Source organism: Acidovorax sp. 99 (assembly GCF_003096455.1).
GTDB lineage: Bacteria > Pseudomonadota > Gammaproteobacteria > Burkholderiales > Burkholderiaceae_C > Acidovorax > Acidovorax delafieldii.
This window is the reverse complement of sequence record NZ_QEKU01000001.1, coordinates 3,708,309-3,725,920: the sequence shown is the minus strand read 5'-3', so window position 1 is coordinate 3,725,920 and position 17,612 is coordinate 3,708,309. Positions and strand designations below refer to the sequence as shown.

Genomic DNA, 17,612 nt, shown 5'->3' with positions numbered 1-17,612 from the left:
TTATATTGGTATTTAGTCAATACTGACTAACACTGACGAAAGCTTTACGCCAGCTTGACTTTGCGCAGTATCCCTCCGGGCGCGACTGCCGCGTGGCGCCATGCCAACGGGCGCTCCCCAAAGTGGGGCAAAGGCTACAGACCCAGTGTGGTGGAGGGAAAGCCGGGTGCGCTCTTGCTGCGCACCCATTCGTTGAGTGTCTCGTGCAGCAGCACCCGGCGATCGGCCTCGCTGCCGGTCACCCCCACGCAGCGCTCAGGATCGAGCCGGTGCAGCACCCATTGCGGCGACCACAGCGCGCTGGGCAGGTCCAGCGGGTCGGCGGCCGGGCTGCGGCGGCAGGTGATGATGTGGTCCCAGGTACCGCGCCAGCGCACAAAGCGGGCATGGCGGCGGATCACGTCGTCGTAGCTGCAGGCCAGCATGGTGAAGCGCCGGCCGCTGCGGGCCCAGTCCTGCAAACACTCGACCACCGCACGCTCGCCCAAGGGCCAGTCATGAAAGTGGGCATCGCTGATAAAAATCTCGTGCCAGCCGTCCCGCGCCGCCGTTGCAATGGCGTCGCGCACCAGTTGCTGAAACGCCTCACGTCCGCTGAATCGCCCACTGGGCAAGTCACGCAAAGGCTCGGCGGAGGGGGTTGCTGTGTCGGTCATCACTGGCTCCTGGTCAGTATCAGCCGGCCCAGGCATGGGCCCAGCCCGCATCGCACCACGACGAAAGCAGCTCCAGCGCGTCGTCGCTGGCCCGTGCCAGATCGCGTGCCGACAGTTGGCGCTCATCGGCCAGGCGCCGCATCAGTGTGGCGTCGCGCCCCGCTGCGCGGTAGCTTTCGCCGTTGATGAAGATGTGCTGTGTGTCGTACATCATGCGGCTCTTACGGTCCAGCCGCACCCCTTCCAGCATCACCTTGGGGTCACCAGGCTCAAACCACACGCTGGGCTTGGGCTCGGTCAGGTACTCGCCCAGCGCGCGTTCCAACACCAGGGGCTGAGCCAGCGCGCGCGACAGCACCTCACGCGCAAAGTCCTGCAGCCCGGCAGGAATGTGCGCCGGCTGCGCCACAGCGTCTTGTCCGGCATCACGGTACAGCAACGGGTGGTCATCCTCCCCGGCATCTTCCGCCAGACGCACCAGCAGCTCTTGCGCCAGCTCGGCGCGGGCCGGTGCGCGAAAACCGATGGAGTAGGTCATGCACTCGCCTTCGGCAATCCCGTCGTGGGCATAACGCGGGGGCAGGTACAGCATGTCACCCGGCTCCAGCACAAACTCCTCCTCGGGTTCGAACTGGGCCAGCACCTTCAAGGGAATGCCGTCGCGCAGCGACAGATCCTTTTGGCGCCCGATGCGCCAGCGCCGCTTGCCGTGCGCCTGCAGCAAAAAGACGTCATAACTGTCGAAATGGGGCCCTACGCCACCGCCGTTGCTGGCGTAGCTGATCATGAGATCGTCCAGCCGCGCCTCGGGCACAAAACGAAACTGCTGCATCAGCGCGTGCACCGCGTCGTTGTGCAGATCGACGCCCTGTACGAGCAGCGTCCAGTCGGGCTGCTGCAACGCAGGCAGCGCACGGCGGTTGAAGGGCCCGTGGCGCAGCTTCCAGGCGCCTTTGATCTGTTGCACCAGGCGGGACTCCACCCCCTCCTGCCCGGCCAGCGCAAACAGCTCGGCCCGCAGCACCGGCGGCGCAAACTGCGGGACGGCTTGGCGCACCAGCAAGGGCTTCTTCTGCCAGTGGCGGCGCATGAATTGCGCGGGAGTGAGGCCGCCGAACAGGGCCAAGGGTTGCTGAATGTCCATGGGGAAAGTGTTGCCCTTTTGCGGGGCCGTTGGTCAAACTGCGACAATTCTCCTATGGAAATTACCCAACAATGTGTGGTCGCACTGACCTGGACCCTGAAAGACACCCTGGGCGAAGAACTCGACGTACTCGACGAGCCCGTGGAGTTTCTGGTGGGCGGTGATGATCTCCTGCCCCGTATCGAAGAGGCCCTGCAAGGCCACGGCCCTGGTGCCACGCTGGCACTGCACCTCGAACCCGAGGACGCTTTCGGTGACTTCAATGACCAATTGCTGTTTCTGGAGCCCCGCGCCCTCTTCCCCGCCGAGATCGAAGAAGGCATGACGTTTGACGGCATGGCCCTGCCCGAGGGCTGCAACCCCGACGCCCCCCGCACGGCCCTCTACACCGTGGCCGAGATCTATCCTGAACATATCGTGCTCGACGGTAACCACCCGCTGGCGGGCATTGCACTGCGCCTGCAACTGACGGTGCAGGCCGTGCGCGAAGCCACCGAAGAAGAAATCGGACGTGGCACGGCCGGAACCGGCTTCTTCCGCGTCCAGCCCCAGGCGCCAGGCAGCTCGTTGCTGCACTAAGTCCTACCAAAAGCACAACGGGCGCCCCGAGGAAACTCGGAGCGCCCGTTTGTGAGGGCAGTGCGTCAGGTCACATGCGCGAAATCTGACCGTTGTACAGACGCACGCGATCGCCGATGCGCAGGTCACCCGGGCTGCTCACGTCATACACGCGATACCCCCCCTGGTCCAGCTGCACGGACAACCGGTATCCCTGCACATATTCCTGGTTGTTGCGCCCCTCGATGGCGTTGCCAGCCACCGCGCCACCCAACACGCCTACAGCGGTGGCTGCAGCACGACCCGTGCCCTTGCCCACCTGGTTGCCCAGAACGCCGCCCACCACCGCGCCCAGAACGGCACCAGTGCCGGTGGTCTGGCCCTGGCTGCGGCCCTGCAGGACCTCGATGTTGGACACGCGACCATATTCGGTGCCTGCCTGATTCTGCGGATAGGCAGGAGCCGTCTGGTAGCCACTCGAATAACCGCCGGAGTATTGCGGAGCAGGTGCCGGGCGGCTGTGGCCGCAAGCAGCCAGCGAAGCAGCCAGAACCACGGTGCCCACGAGGGCGAGGGGACGGGTGAATTGCATGTTCAATCTCCAGAAGTTGTTGGGGCAGGCACTGAAAAATCTCCGACGACCCAGAGCTCAATGCCCATGTACCGATTGGAACAACGCCTGAGGATGCCGCGGCGTAGACAAGGGGCCATCGCCATGTCGGTAACAGACCCATCGAAACGTAAGCGGGGTCTTACAACCCGGCCACTCACCCATCACGCGCTTGGAGCCCCGAGCGGTCCACCTCAGGACTTGCCTGTGGATCCGTAGCCCCCCTCACCCCGCTGCGTGGCCGCAAACTCGGTGACGACGTTGAACCGGGCCTGCACCACCGGAACAATCACCAATTGGGCCAGCCGCTCCATGGGCTCCAGCGTAAACGCCACATTGCTGCGGTTCCAGGCGCTCACCATGAGCTGCCCTTGGTAGTCACTGTCGATCAACCCCACCAGATTGCCAAGCACGATGCCATGTTTGTGCCCCAGGCCCGAGCGCGGCAAGATCAGCGCGGCATAGCCCGGGTCTTGCAGATAGATCGCAATGCCCGTAGGCACCAGTTGCCAGGCGTTGGGCTGCAGGGTCAGCGGCGCATCCAGGCAGGCACGCAGGTCCAGCCCAGCGCTACCGGGTGTGGCGTAGGTGGGCAATTGGTCCGCCATGCGCGGATCGAGAATCTTCACATCTATCTTCACGGTTTTTTCTTTCCTGTTCCTATTCCTGTGCCACTGCGCTGCTGCGCCATTTGTCGCAGGCGATCCTGCAACGATTCCATCCCTGCACGCCCACCCGGGGCCTGCGCACCCCCAGCCTGTGCGGCCGATTGCATCAGCCAACCCAGTCCCCACCACACCGCCCCCATGACCACCAGGCCTGGCAGCGAGCCCCGACCAAGCAGGAACAGCGCAATGCCATGCAACACCATCATTACCAGCAACACCGATCGCACCGTGCGCAGTACGCCCGCCAGCGGCTGCATCAGCTGCAGCACATCGGGCGGCAGGACCTGAGGCAGGGAAGTCGCTGGCGCACTGGCCTTGGATGACTGAACGGCACCGTTGGTAGCGGCAGCACTTGCCTGTGCCGCTCGGGCCTTTTGCAAAGGCGCCTGGGCTGTCAGCCGTTCCACATAAGCCGCAAAGTCGCCATCGGGTGGCGTGTCCCAATCAGGCTTGGTGGCACCAGTTGTCATCACACCTCCCCACGGTGGTGGCCGTCAAGAACGCAAAGGTGGCAAACGCGCGGCGATCTCAGCGATAAGCTGCTGCGCCAGCACACGCTTGGACGCGCGGGGTAACTCGCGGTGGCCCTGCGCGTCCACCAGCAGCAGGGCGTTGTCGTCCTGCCCAAAGGTAGCGGGGCCAATATTGCCCACCAGCAAGGGGACGCCCTTGCGCGTCCTTTTGGCTGTGGCATGGGCCAGCAGGTCATGGCTTTCGGCGGCAAAACCCACGCAGAAAAGATCCCCTTCCAGCGCATGCGGCGACCGGGCCACGGTGGCCAGAATGTCGGGGTTCTCGACGAACTCCAGCGACGGGGACTGGCCCGAGCCGTCTTTCTTGATCTTTTGGTCGGACTGGTGGGCAGGGCGCCAGTCGGCCACTGCGGCCGTGGCAACAAACACCGAGGCGGCCTGGACATGCCGCTCCACGGCCGCCAGCATCTCCTGGGCGGACTGCACATTGACACGCCGCACGCCGCGTGGCGTGGGCACATGCACCGGCCCTGCGACCAGGGTGACATCGGCACCCGCCTCGCGCGCCGCCCGGGCCACAGCAAAGCCCATCTTTCCGCTCGACAGGTTGGTGATGCCACGCACCGGGTCAATGGCTTCAAACGTGGGCCCCGCCGTGACGAGTACCGACCGGCCCACAAGGGTCTTGGGCGTAAAAAAAGCGATCAGCTCGTCCAGCAGCTCCAGCGGCTCCAGCATGCGGCCGTCACCCGTCTCGCCACAGGCCTGGTCACCATTACCCACACCCAGCACCACTGCACCGTCCTGCGCCACCTGGGCCAGATTGCGCTGCGTGGCCTGGTGCGCCCACATTTCGCGGTTCATCGCAGGGGCCAGCAACAGGGGCACGCGCTGGGCGGGACGCGCCAGGCACAGCAGGCTGAGCAACTCGTCCGCCCTGCCCTGCACCAGGCGCGCAATGAAGTCCGCACTGCAAGGCGCGATCAGGATCGCATCCGCCTCGCGACTCAGGTTGATGTGGGGCATGTTGTTGGGCTCGCGCGCATCCCATTGCGAGCCGTACACCGTGCGGCCAGACAGCGCCTGCATGGTGACCGGGGTGATGAACTGCTCTGCCGCCTCGGTCATCACCACCTGCACGGTGGCGCCCTCCTTGATGAGCTGGCGGCACAGGTCGGCCGCCTTGTAGCAAGCCACGCCCCCACTCAGACCCAGAACAATGTGTTTGCCAGCAAGCTCATTCATGGCGCGAATTTAGCAGACGGGGGTGACCCTGCCCTCGGGGGTGTCGCCGGGGTGCCATCTATAATCCCAATTTCCCACCACCAAAAAAGACATGACCAAATTTGTCTTCGTCACCGGCGGTGTGGTGTCTTCCCTCGGTAAGGGAATCGCCTCAGCCTCCCTTGCCGCGATCCTCGAATCGCGGGGACTCAAAGTCACCCTCATCAAGCTTGACCCCTACATCAACGTAGACCCGGGCACCATGTCGCCGTTCCAGCACGGCGAAGTGTTCGTGACCGATGACGGCGCAGAAACCGACCTGGATCTGGGCCACTATGAGCGTTTCATCGAAACGCGCATGAAGAAAACCAATAACTTCACGACGGGCAAGATTTATCAGTCCGTGCTGGAGAAGGAACGCCGTGGCGACTACCTGGGCAAGACCGTGCAGGTCATTCCCCATGTCACCAACGAAATCCAGGAATTCATCAAGCGCGGCGCCGGCATTGGCACGCCCGATGCCGTGGATGTGGCCATCGTCGAGATCGGCGGCACCGTGGGCGACATCGAATCGCTGCCGTTCCTCGAAGCCGTGCGCCAGATGAGCCTGCGCATGGGACCCAACAACGCGGCCTTCGTGCACCTGACCTACCTGCCCTGGATCGCGGCAGCGGGCGAGCTCAAGACCAAGCCCACCCAGCACACGGTGCAAAAGCTGCGCGAAATCGGCATCCAGGCCGACGCCCTGCTGTGCCGCGCCGACCGCCGTATTCCTGAGGAAGAGCGCGCCAAGATCTCGCTGTTCACCAACGTGCCCGAATGGGGCGTGATCAGCATGTGGGACGTGGACACCATCTACAAGGTGCCGCGCATGCTGCACGAGCAGGGCCTCGATGGCCTGATCTGCGACAAGCTGCGCCTGAACACCCCGCCCACCAGCCTCAAGCGCTGGGACGATCTGGTGCATGAGACCGAACACCCCCAGGGCGAAGTCACCATCGCCATGGTGGGCAAGTATGTGGACCTGTCGGACAGCTACAAGTCGGTCAACGAAGCCCTGCGCCACGCCGGCATGCGCAACCATGTGCGCGTGAAGATCGACCATGTCGATTCCGAGACCATCGACAGCGCCGATGCAGCCGCCAAGCTCGCCAAATACGACGCCATTCTGGTGCCCGGCGGCTTCGGCCAGCGTGGTGTGGAAGGCAAGATCGCCACGGCCCAGTTTGCCCGCGAGCGCAAGGTGCCCTACCTGGGCATCTGCCTGGGGATGCAGGTGGCCACCATTGAATACGCGCGCCACGTGGCGGGCCTCGCCCACGCCAACAGCACCGAGTTCGACCCCACCACGCCCCACCCCGTGATCGCCCTGATCACCGAGTGGAAGGACGCGGACGGCACCATCAAGAAACGCGACGAAAACTCCGATCTGGGCGGCACCATGCGCCTGGGTGCGCAAAGCTCGGACGTGGCCAAGGACACGCTGGCCCACAGCATCTACGGCGATGTGGTGACCGAGCGCCACCGCCACCGCTACGAAGCCAACGTGAACTACCTGGACCAGTTGCGCAAGGCGGGCCTGGTGATCTCGGCGCTGACCCAGCGTGAAGAACTCACCGAAATCGTGGAGCTGCCGCAAACCGTGCACCCCTGGTTCATCGGCGTGCAGTTCCACCCCGAGTTCAAGTCCACTCCGTGGAACGGCCACCCGCTGTTCAATGCCTTCATCAAGGCGGCCGTGGAACACCAGCAAGCCGCAAAAAAAGCATAAGGGGACTCAACCATGCAGCTGTGCGGATTCAACGTTGGCCTGGACCAGCGCTTCTTGCTGATCGCAGGCACCTGTTCCATTGAAGGCCTGGAGATGTCGCTCGATGTCGCAGGCCAGCTCAAGGAAGCCTGCGCGCCGCTGGGCATTCCGCTGATCTACAAAGGCTCGTTCGACAAGGCCAACCGCTCCTCCGGCACCAGCAAGCGTGGCGTGGGCATCGACGCCGGGCTGAAGATCCTCGACGAAGTGCGCCGCCAGCTGCAGCTGCCCATCCTGACCGACGTGCACGACACCTCGCACGTGGCCGAGGTGGCCAGCGTGGTCGATGTGCTGCAGACGCCTGCCTTCCTGTGCCGCCAGACGGACTTCATCCGCGCCGTGGCGCAAAGCGGCAAGCCGGTGAACATCAAGAAGGGCCAGTTCCTGGCGCCCTGGGACATGAAGAACGTCATCGACAAGGCCCGGTCTGCAGCGGCCGAAGTCGGCCTGTCGGAAGACCGGTTTCTGGCCTGCGAGCGCGGCGTGAGCTTTGGCTACAACAACCTCGTCGCTGACATGACCAGCCTGGCCGAGATGCGCAACTCCGGCGCACCCGTGGTGTTTGACGTGACCCACTCGGTGCAAAAGCCCGGCGGCCTGGGCGCCGTGAGCGGTGGTGCGCGCGACATGGTGCCCGTGCTGGCGCGTGCCGGCGTGGCTGTGGGCGTGGCGGGCCTGTTCATGGAGACCCACCCCCGCCCCGCCGAGGCCTGGTCGGACGGCCCCAACGCCGTACCGCTCAAGCACATGAAGGCGCTGCTGGAGACCTTGGTGGCCCTGGACGATGTCACCAAGAAAAACGGATTCCTCGAAAACAACTTTGGAGCTTGAGACATGAGCAGTGGTTACGTCATCGCATCCGTCACCGTCACCAACCCCACGCAGTACGACGAGTACCGCAAGTGGAGCACCCTGGCCATGCAAGCCCACGGCGCTGAAGTCTGCGTGCGTGGCGGCAAGGTCGAAGTTCTGGAGGGCGACTGGAACCCCGGTCGTACCGTGATCCTCAAGTTCCCGAGCTTTGAAGCCGCTCGCGCCTTCTACGACACGCCCGAGTACCAGAAAGCCAAGGCCGCCCGCGAAGGCGCCGCCGTCATGCGCATGGTGTGTGTCGAAGGCGTCTGAGCGCACACACCCAAATCGCTCACCAATTAATAGCTGCTAGCGCTTATACAGAAGGCGCTAGAGACTGATTTGATTTAAAACTTCTGCAAAAGGAAAACCATGAGTGCCATCGTTGACATCGTCGGTCGCGAGATTCTGGACAGCCGCGGCAACCCCACCGTCGAATGCGACGTGTTGCTCGAATCGGGCGTGATGGGCCGGGCCGCCGTGCCGTCGGGTGCCTCCACCGGCAGCCGTGAAGCCATTGAAATGCGCGACGGCGACAAGGGCCGCTACCTGGGCAAGGGCGTGCTCAAGGCCGTGGAATACATCAACACCGAGATCAGCGAAGCCGTGCTGGGCCTGGATGCCTCCGAGCAGGCCTTCCTGGACAAGACCCTGATCGACCTCGATGGCACCGAGAACAAGAGCCGCCTGGGCGCCAACGCCATGCTGGCCGTGTCCATGGCCGTGGCCCGCGCCGCCGCCGAAGAGTCTGGCCTGCCCCTGTACCGCTACCTGGGCGGCATGGGCAGCGTGCAACTGCCCGTGCCCATGATGAACGTGATCAACGGCGGCGCACACGCCAACAACAGCCTGGACCTGCAGGAGTTCATGATCATCCCGGTGGGCGCGCCCACGTTCCGCGAAGCCGTGCGCTGGGGCGCCGAAGTGTTCCACGCGCTCAAGAAGATCCTGCACGACAAGGGCATCAGCACCGCCGTGGGCGACGAAGGCGGCTTTGCCCCCAGCGTTGAAAACCACGAAGCAGCCATCCGCCTGATCCTGCAAGCCATTGAAGCTGCGGGCTACACGGCGGGCGATCAGATCGCCCTGGGCCTGGACTGCGCTGCGAGCGAGTTCTACAAGGACGGCCACTATGTGCTGGAAGGCGAAGGCGGCCTCAAGCTCACCGCCCAGCAGTGGACGGACATGCTGGCGGCCTGGGTGGACAAGTACCCGATCATCAGCATCGAAGACGGCATGCACGAAGGCGACTGGGACGGCTGGAAGCATCTGACCGAACGCCTGGGCGACAAGGTGCAGCTGGTGGGTGACGACCTGTTCGTGACCAACACCAAGATCCTGAAGGAAGGCATCGACAAGCGCATTGCCAACTCGATCCTGATCAAGATCAACCAGATCGGCACGCTGACCGAGACCTTCGCTGCCATCGAGATGGCCAAGCGCGCCGGCTACACCGCCGTGATCTCGCACCGCTCGGGCGAGACCGAAGACAGCACCATCGCCGACATCGCCGTGGGCACCAATGCAGGCCAGATCAAGACCGGCTCGCTGTCGCGCTCGGACCGCATCGCCAAGTACAACCAGCTGCTGCGCATTGAGGAAGATCTGGGCGAGATCGCGCAGTACCCTGGCCGCGCTGCGTTCTACAACCTGCGCTGAGCCCCTGGCAGCCCTCGCCTGAGCGAGCCCTCCATTGGTCTCCCGCATCGTCCCCGTCGTCCTGCTGGCCTTGCTGGCAGCGCTGCACGCCCAGCTCTGGCTGGGGCGGGGCAGCGTGCCGCGTGTCAATGCGATGCAGCGGCAGATTGATGTGCAGAAGGCGGCCAACGAACAGGCCCGCCAGGCGAATGCGCGGCTGACCTCGGAGGTGCACGACCTCAAGGAAGGCCTCGATATGGTGGAAGAAAAGGCGCGCAGCGAGCTGGGCATGGTCAAGCCCAACGAGGTGTACGTGCAGTTCACACCCCGCTGACCTGCCGTGCGGGGTCACTCAGCCGCCTTGGACCACCCCGCACCGTCCACACCCACAACGCAGCCCTTGACCAAGGCCTGCGCTTCATTCATCCCCGTGCGGCAGTCCTCTCCCCCCACTCCCTTGATTGCCCTGCTGGGCGCGCCCTACACGGGCGTGGAGGCGTTGGCACAGGCGCTGCAGCAGCAGATCACTCCTGGCACGGTACATATCGCCCTGCACCACCCGCACCTGGCCCACACCGCGCCCGCGCCCACGCCGCAGGCAGACTCCGGCGCGGTGGCATTGACCCTGCTGATGGGACTCGATCAGCCCTGTCCTGCCGAGGAACGGACTGCGCAGGAGGCCTGCGATACCCGGCTGCGTGCGGCCCTGGCGGCTGCGGCGATACCCTACCGCGTGGTGTACGGAACGGGTGAGCAGCGCACTCGCAATGCGCTTATTGCTATACAAAATATAGCATCACAGGCATATTCCACTAGCGCAAAAGCCGCATGGGACACTGAAAATACCGCCAGAGCAGCCCGGCTGCGCGCCTGGAACTGCGAAAAGTGCAGCGACCCGGCTTGTGAGCATCGACTGTTCACGGCGCTCGTGGAGCAGCGGGATACGACACCGCCGCAAGCCATCACGCCAGACCGCGCTTGAGTTCCTTGAGAAGCAACACCACCTGGCTGGAACCATAGCGGTAACCACCGTTGAGCACCTGCACAGCCCGGTCCCATTCGCCCTGCTGGGCCAGTTCCACCAGGGTGGCCGCCTGCTCATGAAAGTATTGGTAGCGCGCCACCAGCAGCGGATAGGCCGGCTGGTCGCCCAGCAGCTCGCCGCCTACGCCGTGCAACCAGCGGCCCAGCGCACTGTGGTCAGCGCGGCGCACCAGCGCCGGGTCCAGCCCGGCGGAGGTGCGGCCCTCCAGGTAGTCCATCAGGCGGTTTTTCCAGCGCTCGTGGGCATTGATGGCGGCGTCGATGTCCAGCGCGGCGAGCAGGGTATCGGCACGCCGCGAGTCGGGTGCCGCCGCGCTGTCGTACAGCGCCAGCGGAGGCGTAGCCGGGCTGGCCCGGTGGCCCCCCAGAACACGGCGAAGAAACTGCATGACACCCCTCGTTCATTTCCTGCGCGACCGGATGTGATCGCTTGAACGCACACAGGCCTTGCGATCGGACCTTGTGCGCCGGCCCCTCGCAGCGGCAAGCGCTGCTGCAGGGTGACCCAGGAATCTTAGGCGGGGATGGCGGGAGCGATTGTCAACGATGGTCAGCCGACCACCGCGCCCGATGGAGGCTGCAGACGGCTACTGGATGCCTGTGGGCCCCGGGGGCTGAGCAGCGGCGGGCGAGACAAAAATCTGCGCAGCATCCACGGCATCAAACCGGTACTGCTGGCCGCAGAACTCACAACCCACTTCGATGTCGTCGCGCTCGGCGAGGATGCTCTCGGCCTCTTCAGCGCCCAGGTTGCGCAGCATGTTGCTCACGCGCTCGCGGCTGCAGGTGCATGCAAAACGCGGGCCGCTGGCGCCCTGCTGGGGTTCAAAGCGCAGCAACTTTTCTTCCCAGAACAGGCGGCGCAGGATGGTGTCCACGTCCAGCGTCAGCAGTTCTTCGCGGGTCAGGCTGGCAGCCAGGTGGGCGATGCGGTTGTAGTCCTCGTTGTGGCCGATCTGGTCTTCGTTCTCGCGGTGCGAGAGGCCCGCGGCCAGGTTGCCCTCGCCCTTGATGGGCATGCGCTGGATCAAGAGGCCTGCCGCCACCTGGTCGTTGGCGCCGAGCACCAGAATGGTGTCGAGCTGCTCGGACTGCAGCATGTAATGCTGCAGCACGTCCGACAGACGCTCCAGCTTTTCGTGGTGGTCGCCGTGCAGAGGCACCACGCCCTGGTAGGGCTGCTGACCGGGGTGGCGGTCCTTGGGGTCCAGGGTGATGGCGCAGCGGCCACCGCCGCCCACATTGACCATCTGGCTCAGCTTCGCGTCCGATGACACCTCGCCATTCACGGTGGCGGTGGCGCGCAGGCTCAGGTCCGACTGCACCTCGGCCACGGCCAGCTTGACGGGGCCGTCCCCAAACACCTGCAGCACCAGCGCACCGTTGAACTTGATGTTGGACTGCATCAGCACACCGGCGGCGGCCATCTCGCCCAGCAGCTCGCTCACGGGCGCGGGGTAGGCGCCGGTGGCGGTGTTGCCCGCCCGGCGTTTCAGGATCTCGGTCCAGGCATCGGTAAGGCGCACGATCATGCCGCGCACGGGCAGACCATCGAAAAGAAACTTGTGGAGTTCAGACACGCAGGGATTCCAGGAGAAAAAAAGCAGCAGAGAGCGCCAGTGGGCGGCGTTCAGCCGATCTTGTGCAGGCCGTGTTGGAAGCGGCGCGCATTGTCGATGTAGTGCTGGGCGCTCTGGCGCAGGCCTTCGATCTGCTCAGGGGTGAGTTCACGCACGGCCTTGGCCGGGCTGCCGATGATCATGGAGCCATCGGGGAACTCCTTGCCCTCGGTGACCAGCGCACCCGCGCCCACCAGGCAGTTCTTGCCGATCTTGGCGCCGTTGAGCACCACAGCGCCAATGCCGATCAGCGATTCGTCGCCGATGGTGCAGCCGTGCAGCATGACCTGGTGGCCCACCGTCACCCGCTCGCCCACCACCAGGGGCTTGCCGATGTCGGCGTGCAGCACGCTCGCGTCCTGGATGTTGGAGCCAGCGCCGATGGTGATGCTCTCGGTGTCGCCGCGCACCACGGTGCCAAACCACACGCTGGCGTCTTCACCCAGCACCACATTGCCCATCACCTGCGCGCTGTCGGCCACCCAGGCCGACGCCGCCACTTGGGGAGCCACACCGTCGAGTTCGTAAATTGCCATGCACCCACTCCGCTGAAACAAAAGAAGCGGCACGCCATGGCGCGCCCTGAGAGGTCGCCAATCGTTACAAAGCGCAAGCCTTGGTGCCGATGGCAAGGCCTAGAATTGTAAGGATGGAGCTTCGCCACCGTGCACTGCAGGTCTTGTGCCTGGCAGACCCCGAACAAAAAGCGGCTGCAGCGCTAGACCTGTATGCCCAAGCAGCTACGCTTTCGATAGCAGATACTGCCCCTGCGGCCCCCACCGACCCGGACGCCCTGCCCGGCCGTCCCGAGCGCCCCGAACTGCTGCGCCACACCCAGGTGGCCCGCCGCTCGCCCGCCACCCCCGAGGGCCGGGCCATCCTCATCCACGCCATCGCCCACATCGAGTTCAACGCCATCAACCTGGCGCTGGACGCCGTGTGGCGCTTTGATGGCATGCCGCGCGACTACTACCTGGACTGGATGCGCGTGGCGGCCGAAGAGGCCAAGCACTTCAGGCTGCTGCGCAACCACCTGCGCAGCCAGGGCCACGACTATGGGGACTTCCCGGCCCACCAAGGGCTGTGGACCATGTGCGAGAAAACCCGGCACGACGTGCTGGCCCGCATGGCCCTGGTGCCTCGCACGCTGGAAGCCCGGGGGCTCGACGCCACGCCGCAGATCCAGGCCAAGCTGCGCCAGGTGGGCACGCCCGACGCCCTGGCCGCCGTTGCCATCCTGGACGTGATCCTGCATGACGAGGTGGGGCATGTCGCCATCGGCAACCACTGGTACCGCTGGCTGTGCGAGCGCGCGGGCCAGGACCCGGAAACCCTCTACGGCACGCTGGTGCAGCGGTACGAAGCCCCCCGCCTGAAGCCGCCGTTCAATGAGTCGGCGCGACGCAGCGCCGGTTTCAGCGACGCCGAGCTGCGCTGGCTGCAGCAGGCCTAATCACCAAGCCATGTGTTGACGATCTGAGGGGAATACGATGGCTCCTACAATTCTTGGCGATGCCCCCAGCGGGCCAGCGCACCCTCTTTCAAGAACACCAAGCCCACACCCATGACCCAAGCCTTCACCCCTGGCACACCGCCCGCGCCACCACCGGGCAACCAATCGTCGGTCGCCATGATTGCGCGCCAAGCCATCGTGAATGCGCAACAGGTGGTGGTGGGCTACGAGCTGTTCAACCGCTCGCGCAGCGGCGCCGCCCACACGGCCGCCACCGACGTGATCCTGGTGTTCACCGCCCTGTCGCACGCCGGCACCGAGGAGCTGGTGGGCAAGAAGCTGATCTTCGTCAACTGCACCCACGAAAGCTTGTCGGGCGGCCACCTGGAGCTGGTAGACCCCGACAAGGTGGTGCTGGAGATTCCGCCCCTGGGCCATGCGGCCGCCGAAGAGGTCGCCACGCGCCTGCCCATCCTGACCGAGCTGCGCGACCGGGGCTTTCACCTGGCCTTCAACCACACGGTGCTGCAGTCGGCGTATGCGCCGTGGCTGCCGCTGGCGGACTACATCAAGCTGGACCTGTCGGTGCTGGCGCCCGACCAGCTCGCGGTGCTGATCAGCTACGCGGGCCGCCACTGCAAGGCCGAACTGATCGCCGAGAAGGTGGAGACGGCCCAGCAGTACGACATGGTGTCCAGCCAGGGAGTGCAGCTGTTCCAGGGCTACTGGTTTGCCCGCCCTGCCCTGGTCGAGACCAAGCTGCTCACGCCGTCGCAGGCCAGCATCATCGAGCTGATCAACCAGGTGCGCAAACAGGCCAGCACCGACGAGATCGAAGAAGTGCTCAAGAAGGATGCGGGCCTGGCCTTCAACCTGATGCGCCTCATCAACTCCGCCGGCTTTGGCCTGTCGCGCGAGATCACCTCCTTCCGCCAGGCCGTGATGCTCATGGGCCTGAAAAAGCTGTTCCGCTGGGCGGCGCTGCTGCTGACCGCGTCGCGCAACAACGGTACGCCGTCGTCGGTGGGCCACACCGCCGTGGTGCGCGGGCGCCTGATGGAGCTGCTGGCACTGGAGACACTGCCCCCCGAGGAAGCCGACCAGGCCTTTGTGGTGGGCATCTTCTCGTTGCTGGATGTGATGCTCTCCATGCCCATGGAGTCGGCGATTGGCCTGCTCAACGTGCCCGAACCCGTGGCGGCCGCGCTGCTGCGGCGCGAAGGTTTCCTGGGTGACCTGCTGACCCTGGCGGAGGCCTGCGAGTCCAGCGACGACGCCGTGTTTGACCGCGCTGCCGGCCTGCTGCACCTGACCAGCCAGCAGATCAACTTTGCCCACCTGCAGGCGCTGGCCTGGGCCGACCACATCAGCGACTGACAGGTATCGCCGCCACACTGGCGGCCCCCGGTCAGACTTTGGTTCTCTGGCAACGCCCGGCGGTCTAGAATGATCGTCAGCCCTTCATTTCAGTGGACCCCATGTCGAGCACACCCGAACAAGACACCCCGGACGCCGCAGCGCCTGTGGTCGATCCCGTGGACGAGAACCTTGCCATCATTGCGCGCCAGGCCATCGTGGACGAAAGCCGCGCGGTCTATGGCTACGAGCTGTTCGACCGCTCCACCGCGTCCGACTCACACACCGCCGCCAGCGATGCAGCCCTGCTGTTCAATGCCCTGTCCTACGCGGGCACCGAGGCTCTGGTCGGCAAGAAGACGGTGTTCATCAACTGCACGCATGACAGCCTCTCGGGCGGCCACCTGGAGCTGATCCACCCCGAAAAGGTGGTGCTGGAGGTGCCACCGCTGCCCGACAGCGCCACCCCCGAAGAAATCGAAGGCCGCGTGCCCACGCTGGAGGCGTTGCGCACACGCGGCTTTCGCCTCGCGTTTGACCAGCAGGCCCTCAAGCGCGCCTACACCAGCTGGCTGCCGATGGCGGCGTTCATCAAGCTGGACATGCAGGCCTTCAAGCCCGAGCTGGCGGCCCCTTTGGTCAAATTTGCCACCACCCACAGCAAGGCCACGCTGGTGGCCGAAAAGGTCGAAACGGCTGCGCAATACGAGCTGATGCGCGATCTGGGCGTCAAGCTGTTCCAGGGCTACTGGTTTGCGCATCCCTCGCTGGTCAAGGCCACCACCATCCGCCCCTCGCAGGCCACCATCATTCAGCTCATCAACCTGGTGCGCAAACAGGCCAGCACGGCGGAGATCGAAGACCTGCTCAAGAAAGACCCCACCCTGTCTTTCAACCTGCTGCGTTTCATCAACTCGTCGGGTTTTGGCCTGTCGTGCGAGATCACCTCGTTCCGCCATGCGGTGATGATCCTGGGGCTGAAAAAGCTGTTCCGCTGGGCAGCCCTCTTGATGACCACCTCGCGTGCCGGTGGTGCACCACCGGCCGTGGGCCAGACCGCCGTGGTGCGCGGCCGCCTGATGGAGCTGCTGGCTGCCGAGCTGCTGCCGCCCGAAGAATGCGACAACGCCTTCGTCGTGGGCGTGTTCTCGCTGCTGGACACCATGCTGGGCGTGCCGCTCGAAAAGGCGCTGGAGTCCGTGGCCCTGCCCGAACCCGTGATGGACGCCCTGCTGCGTGGCACCGGCGTGTTTGCCCCGTTCCTGGAGCTGACCAAGGCCTGCGAAAGCGGCGATGAAGTGGCCTTTGCCAAGAACGCCGATGCGCTGCACCTGTCCAACCGCCAGGTGAACTGGGCCCACCTGCAGGCGCTGACCTGGGCCGAGAGCCTGAACGAAGAATAGTCCCGCCCTTCCCCTTAAAAGCCCACAGGCCCTGCTTTGACAGGGCCTGTGGCGTTTCTGGGGCTCAACACCCCTGCACACGGTCAGTTGCCCTGAATTCCTGCCGCGCGGATGATGCGCGCGTTATTTTCGGACTCCAGTGCAATCTGGCGCGCGAACTCGGCCGTGGTGCCACCTGTGGGCACGTTGTCGGTGGCATCGAGCTTGGCGCGAATGTCTGGCAGGGCCAACGCCTTGTTCACCTCGGTATTGATGCGTGTGATGACCGTCTTGGGCGTCTGGGCCGGGGCATAGAGGCCAAACAGGGACGAGAGGTTGGCCGCTGGCTGACCCAGCTCGGCCAGTGTGGGCACCTGGGGCAGCGAATCCAGCCGCGCCGGAGCCCCCACCGCCAGCGGCTTGAGCTTGCCCGCCTGGATGTGCTGCAGCACCGCTGGGCCGGCGTTGGTCGATAGCACCTCAAACTGCCCGCCCAGCGCGTCATTCATCTGCTGCCCGCCGCCTTTGTATGGGATGTGCGTGATCTGCACCTGCGCCACCGACTGGATCTGCTCCAGCATGATGTGTCCCAGCGACGCCTGCCCCGACGTGGCCCAGCGCACCGTGCCGGGCTGGGCCCGCGCGCGGGCAATCAGGTCCTTGAAGTCGGTCGCCCGGCTCGCGGGCGTGCCCAGCAGCAACACCGGCGAATACATCACGCTGACCACTGGCGCGATGTCCTTCTGCGGATCGAAGGGAGACTTACCCAGGTGCGGGTTGAGCGCCAGGGGACTGACCGCTGCAAAGCCCAGCGTGTAGCCGTCCGGCGCGGCTTTGGCCACCGCGTCCACGCCCAGGCTGCCACTGGCGCCCGCCTTGTTTTCAATGACCACAGGGGTGCCCAGCTGCACCGCCAGCTTGTCGGCCAGCGCGCGGGCGATGTTGTCGCTCACGCCCCCTGCCGGGTAGGCCACGATGATGCGGATGGGTTTGGCGGGCCACGCCTGGGCCGACGCCACGACGGGAGAGACCACCAGGGCGACAGCAGCAGCGGCCACCCACTGGCGGCGAGAAAAAAGCAGATTCATGGTGAGAGCCAATGGTGAGGAGTTCGATGGGCAGCCG

General features: G+C 65.0%; 20 protein-coding genes. 10 read left to right on the top strand and 10 right to left on the bottom strand.

The genetic code is table 11. The annotated features are described in order from the left end of the window. Nucleotides 1-134: 134 nt before the first annotated feature. Both C8C95_RS17325 and C8C95_RS17320 read right to left on the bottom strand, forming a co-directional pair. The gene (locus C8C95_RS17325; protein ID WP_099729772.1) at nt 135-656 is read right to left on the bottom strand and encodes a hypothetical protein; all 522 of its coding nucleotides are present in this window, start codon (nt 654-656) and stop codon (nt 135-137) included. A gap of 19 nt (nt 657-675) precedes the next feature. Then, on the bottom strand, nt 676-1,800 hold the full coding sequence (locus C8C95_RS17320) for a cupin domain-containing protein (protein WP_116749384.1): 1,125 nt from the start codon (nt 1,798-1,800) through the stop codon (nt 676-678). Between the two features lie 54 nt (nt 1,801-1,854). On the opposite strand from C8C95_RS17320, the gene C8C95_RS17315 reads away from it, so the two are divergent. Then, nucleotides 1,855-2,379 (top strand): peptidylprolyl isomerase, encoded by a 525-nt coding sequence (locus C8C95_RS17315; protein WP_056061714.1) that lies wholly within the window; start codon nt 1,855-1,857, stop codon nt 2,377-2,379. 70 nt (nt 2,380-2,449) lie between these two features. Here C8C95_RS17315 and C8C95_RS17310 read toward each other — a convergent pair whose 3' ends face one another. The 4 genes from C8C95_RS17310 to coaBC all read right to left on the bottom strand — a co-directional run bounded on the left by C8C95_RS17310 (nt 2,450) and on the right by coaBC (nt 5,354). Further along, entirely contained in the window at nt 2,450-2,950 is a 501-nt protein-coding gene (locus C8C95_RS17310) for a glycine zipper 2TM domain-containing protein (RefSeq protein WP_056061711.1), read from the bottom strand. A 212-nt stretch (nt 2,951-3,162) separates the two neighbouring features. Beyond that, complete coding sequence (gene dut / locus C8C95_RS17305; RefSeq protein ID WP_116749383.1) at nt 3,163-3,609, bottom strand: dUTP diphosphatase; 447 nt, start codon at nt 3,607-3,609, stop codon at nt 3,163-3,165. Continuing rightward, complete coding sequence (locus tag C8C95_RS23875; protein WP_225580916.1) at nt 3,606-4,106, bottom strand: hypothetical protein; 501 nt, start codon at nt 4,104-4,106, stop codon at nt 3,606-3,608. The genes dut and C8C95_RS23875 overlap by 4 nt, the downstream gene beginning before the upstream one ends. A 24-nt stretch (nt 4,107-4,130) precedes the next feature. Next, entirely contained in the window at nt 4,131-5,354 is a 1,224-nt protein-coding gene (gene coaBC, locus C8C95_RS17295; RefSeq protein WP_116749382.1) for a bifunctional phosphopantothenoylcysteine decarboxylase/phosphopantothenate--cysteine ligase CoaBC, read from the bottom strand. A 91-nt stretch (nt 5,355-5,445) separates the two neighbouring features. Between coaBC and C8C95_RS17290 the strand changes: the two genes are divergently transcribed. The 6 genes from C8C95_RS17290 to C8C95_RS17265 all read left to right on the top strand — a co-directional run bounded on the left by C8C95_RS17290 (nt 5,446) and on the right by C8C95_RS17265 (nt 10,615). Beyond that, nucleotides 5,446-7,104: a CTP synthase gene (locus C8C95_RS17290; protein ID WP_056743420.1), complete on the top strand. Its 1,659-nt coding sequence runs from the start codon at nt 5,446-5,448 to the stop codon at nt 7,102-7,104. Nucleotides 7,105-7,116: 12 nt separating this feature from the next. Further along, on the top strand, nt 7,117-7,974 hold the full coding sequence (gene kdsA / locus C8C95_RS17285; protein WP_116749381.1) for a 3-deoxy-8-phosphooctulonate synthase: 858 nt from the start codon (nt 7,117-7,119) through the stop codon (nt 7,972-7,974). Between the two features lie 3 nt (nt 7,975-7,977). After that, complete coding sequence (locus C8C95_RS17280; RefSeq protein WP_056061699.1) at nt 7,978-8,268, top strand: DUF1330 domain-containing protein; 291 nt, start codon at nt 7,978-7,980, stop codon at nt 8,266-8,268. A gap of 99 nt (nt 8,269-8,367) precedes the next feature. Beyond that, nucleotides 8,368-9,654, top strand: a complete 1,287-nt coding sequence (gene eno, locus C8C95_RS17275) for a phosphopyruvate hydratase (protein WP_056061696.1) — start codon at nt 8,368-8,370, stop codon at nt 9,652-9,654. Nucleotides 9,655-9,688: 34 nt separating this feature from the next. Beyond that, the gene (locus tag C8C95_RS17270) at nt 9,689-9,967 is read left to right on the top strand and encodes a septum formation initiator family protein (RefSeq protein ID WP_116749380.1); all 279 of its coding nucleotides are present in this window, start codon (nt 9,689-9,691) and stop codon (nt 9,965-9,967) included. A 66-nt stretch (nt 9,968-10,033) separates the two neighbouring features. Continuing rightward, a complete protein-coding gene (locus tag C8C95_RS17265; protein WP_133246245.1) occupies nt 10,034-10,615 on the top strand; it encodes a hypothetical protein in 582 nt (193 codons plus the stop codon). On the opposite strand, the gene C8C95_RS17260 is transcribed toward C8C95_RS17265, so the two are convergent. From C8C95_RS17260 to C8C95_RS17250, 3 genes are all read right to left on the bottom strand, one after another. Beyond that, a complete protein-coding gene (locus C8C95_RS17260; RefSeq protein WP_116749378.1) occupies nt 10,596-11,066 on the bottom strand; it encodes a CZB domain-containing protein in 471 nt (156 codons plus the stop codon). The genes C8C95_RS17265 and C8C95_RS17260 overlap by 20 nt on opposite strands. Nucleotides 11,067-11,264: 198 nt before the next feature. Beyond that, the gene (locus C8C95_RS17255; RefSeq protein ID WP_116749377.1) at nt 11,265-12,257 is read right to left on the bottom strand and encodes an Hsp33 family molecular chaperone HslO; all 993 of its coding nucleotides are present in this window, start codon (nt 12,255-12,257) and stop codon (nt 11,265-11,267) included. A gap of 50 nt (nt 12,258-12,307) precedes the next feature. Continuing rightward, nucleotides 12,308-12,832 carry a gamma carbonic anhydrase family protein gene (locus tag C8C95_RS17250; RefSeq protein WP_056061680.1) on the bottom strand — a complete coding sequence of 175 codons (525 nt, stop codon included), beginning with the start codon at nt 12,830-12,832 and terminating at the stop codon, nt 12,308-12,310. A 113-nt stretch (nt 12,833-12,945) separates the two neighbouring features. On the opposite strand from C8C95_RS17250, the gene C8C95_RS17245 reads away from it, so the two are divergent. From C8C95_RS17245 to C8C95_RS17235, 3 genes are all read left to right on the top strand, one after another. Beyond that, on the top strand, nt 12,946-13,749 hold the full coding sequence (locus C8C95_RS17245) for a ferritin-like domain-containing protein (RefSeq protein ID WP_116749376.1): 804 nt from the start codon (nt 12,946-12,948) through the stop codon (nt 13,747-13,749). A gap of 111 nt (nt 13,750-13,860) precedes the next feature. Further along, nucleotides 13,861-15,126, top strand: a complete 1,266-nt coding sequence (locus C8C95_RS17240) for an HDOD domain-containing protein (protein ID WP_056061672.1) — start codon at nt 13,861-13,863, stop codon at nt 15,124-15,126. A gap of 101 nt (nt 15,127-15,227) precedes the next feature. Continuing rightward, entirely contained in the window at nt 15,228-16,508 is a 1,281-nt protein-coding gene (locus C8C95_RS17235; protein WP_056061670.1) for an HDOD domain-containing protein, read from the top strand. An 83-nt stretch (nt 16,509-16,591) separates the two neighbouring features. Here the strand turns inward: C8C95_RS17235 and C8C95_RS17230 are convergent, their stop codons facing one another. Next, on the bottom strand, nt 16,592-17,575 hold the full coding sequence (locus C8C95_RS17230; RefSeq protein WP_060986431.1) for a tripartite tricarboxylate transporter substrate binding protein: 984 nt from the start codon (nt 17,573-17,575) through the stop codon (nt 16,592-16,594). Nucleotides 17,576-17,612: the final 37 nt, after the last annotated feature.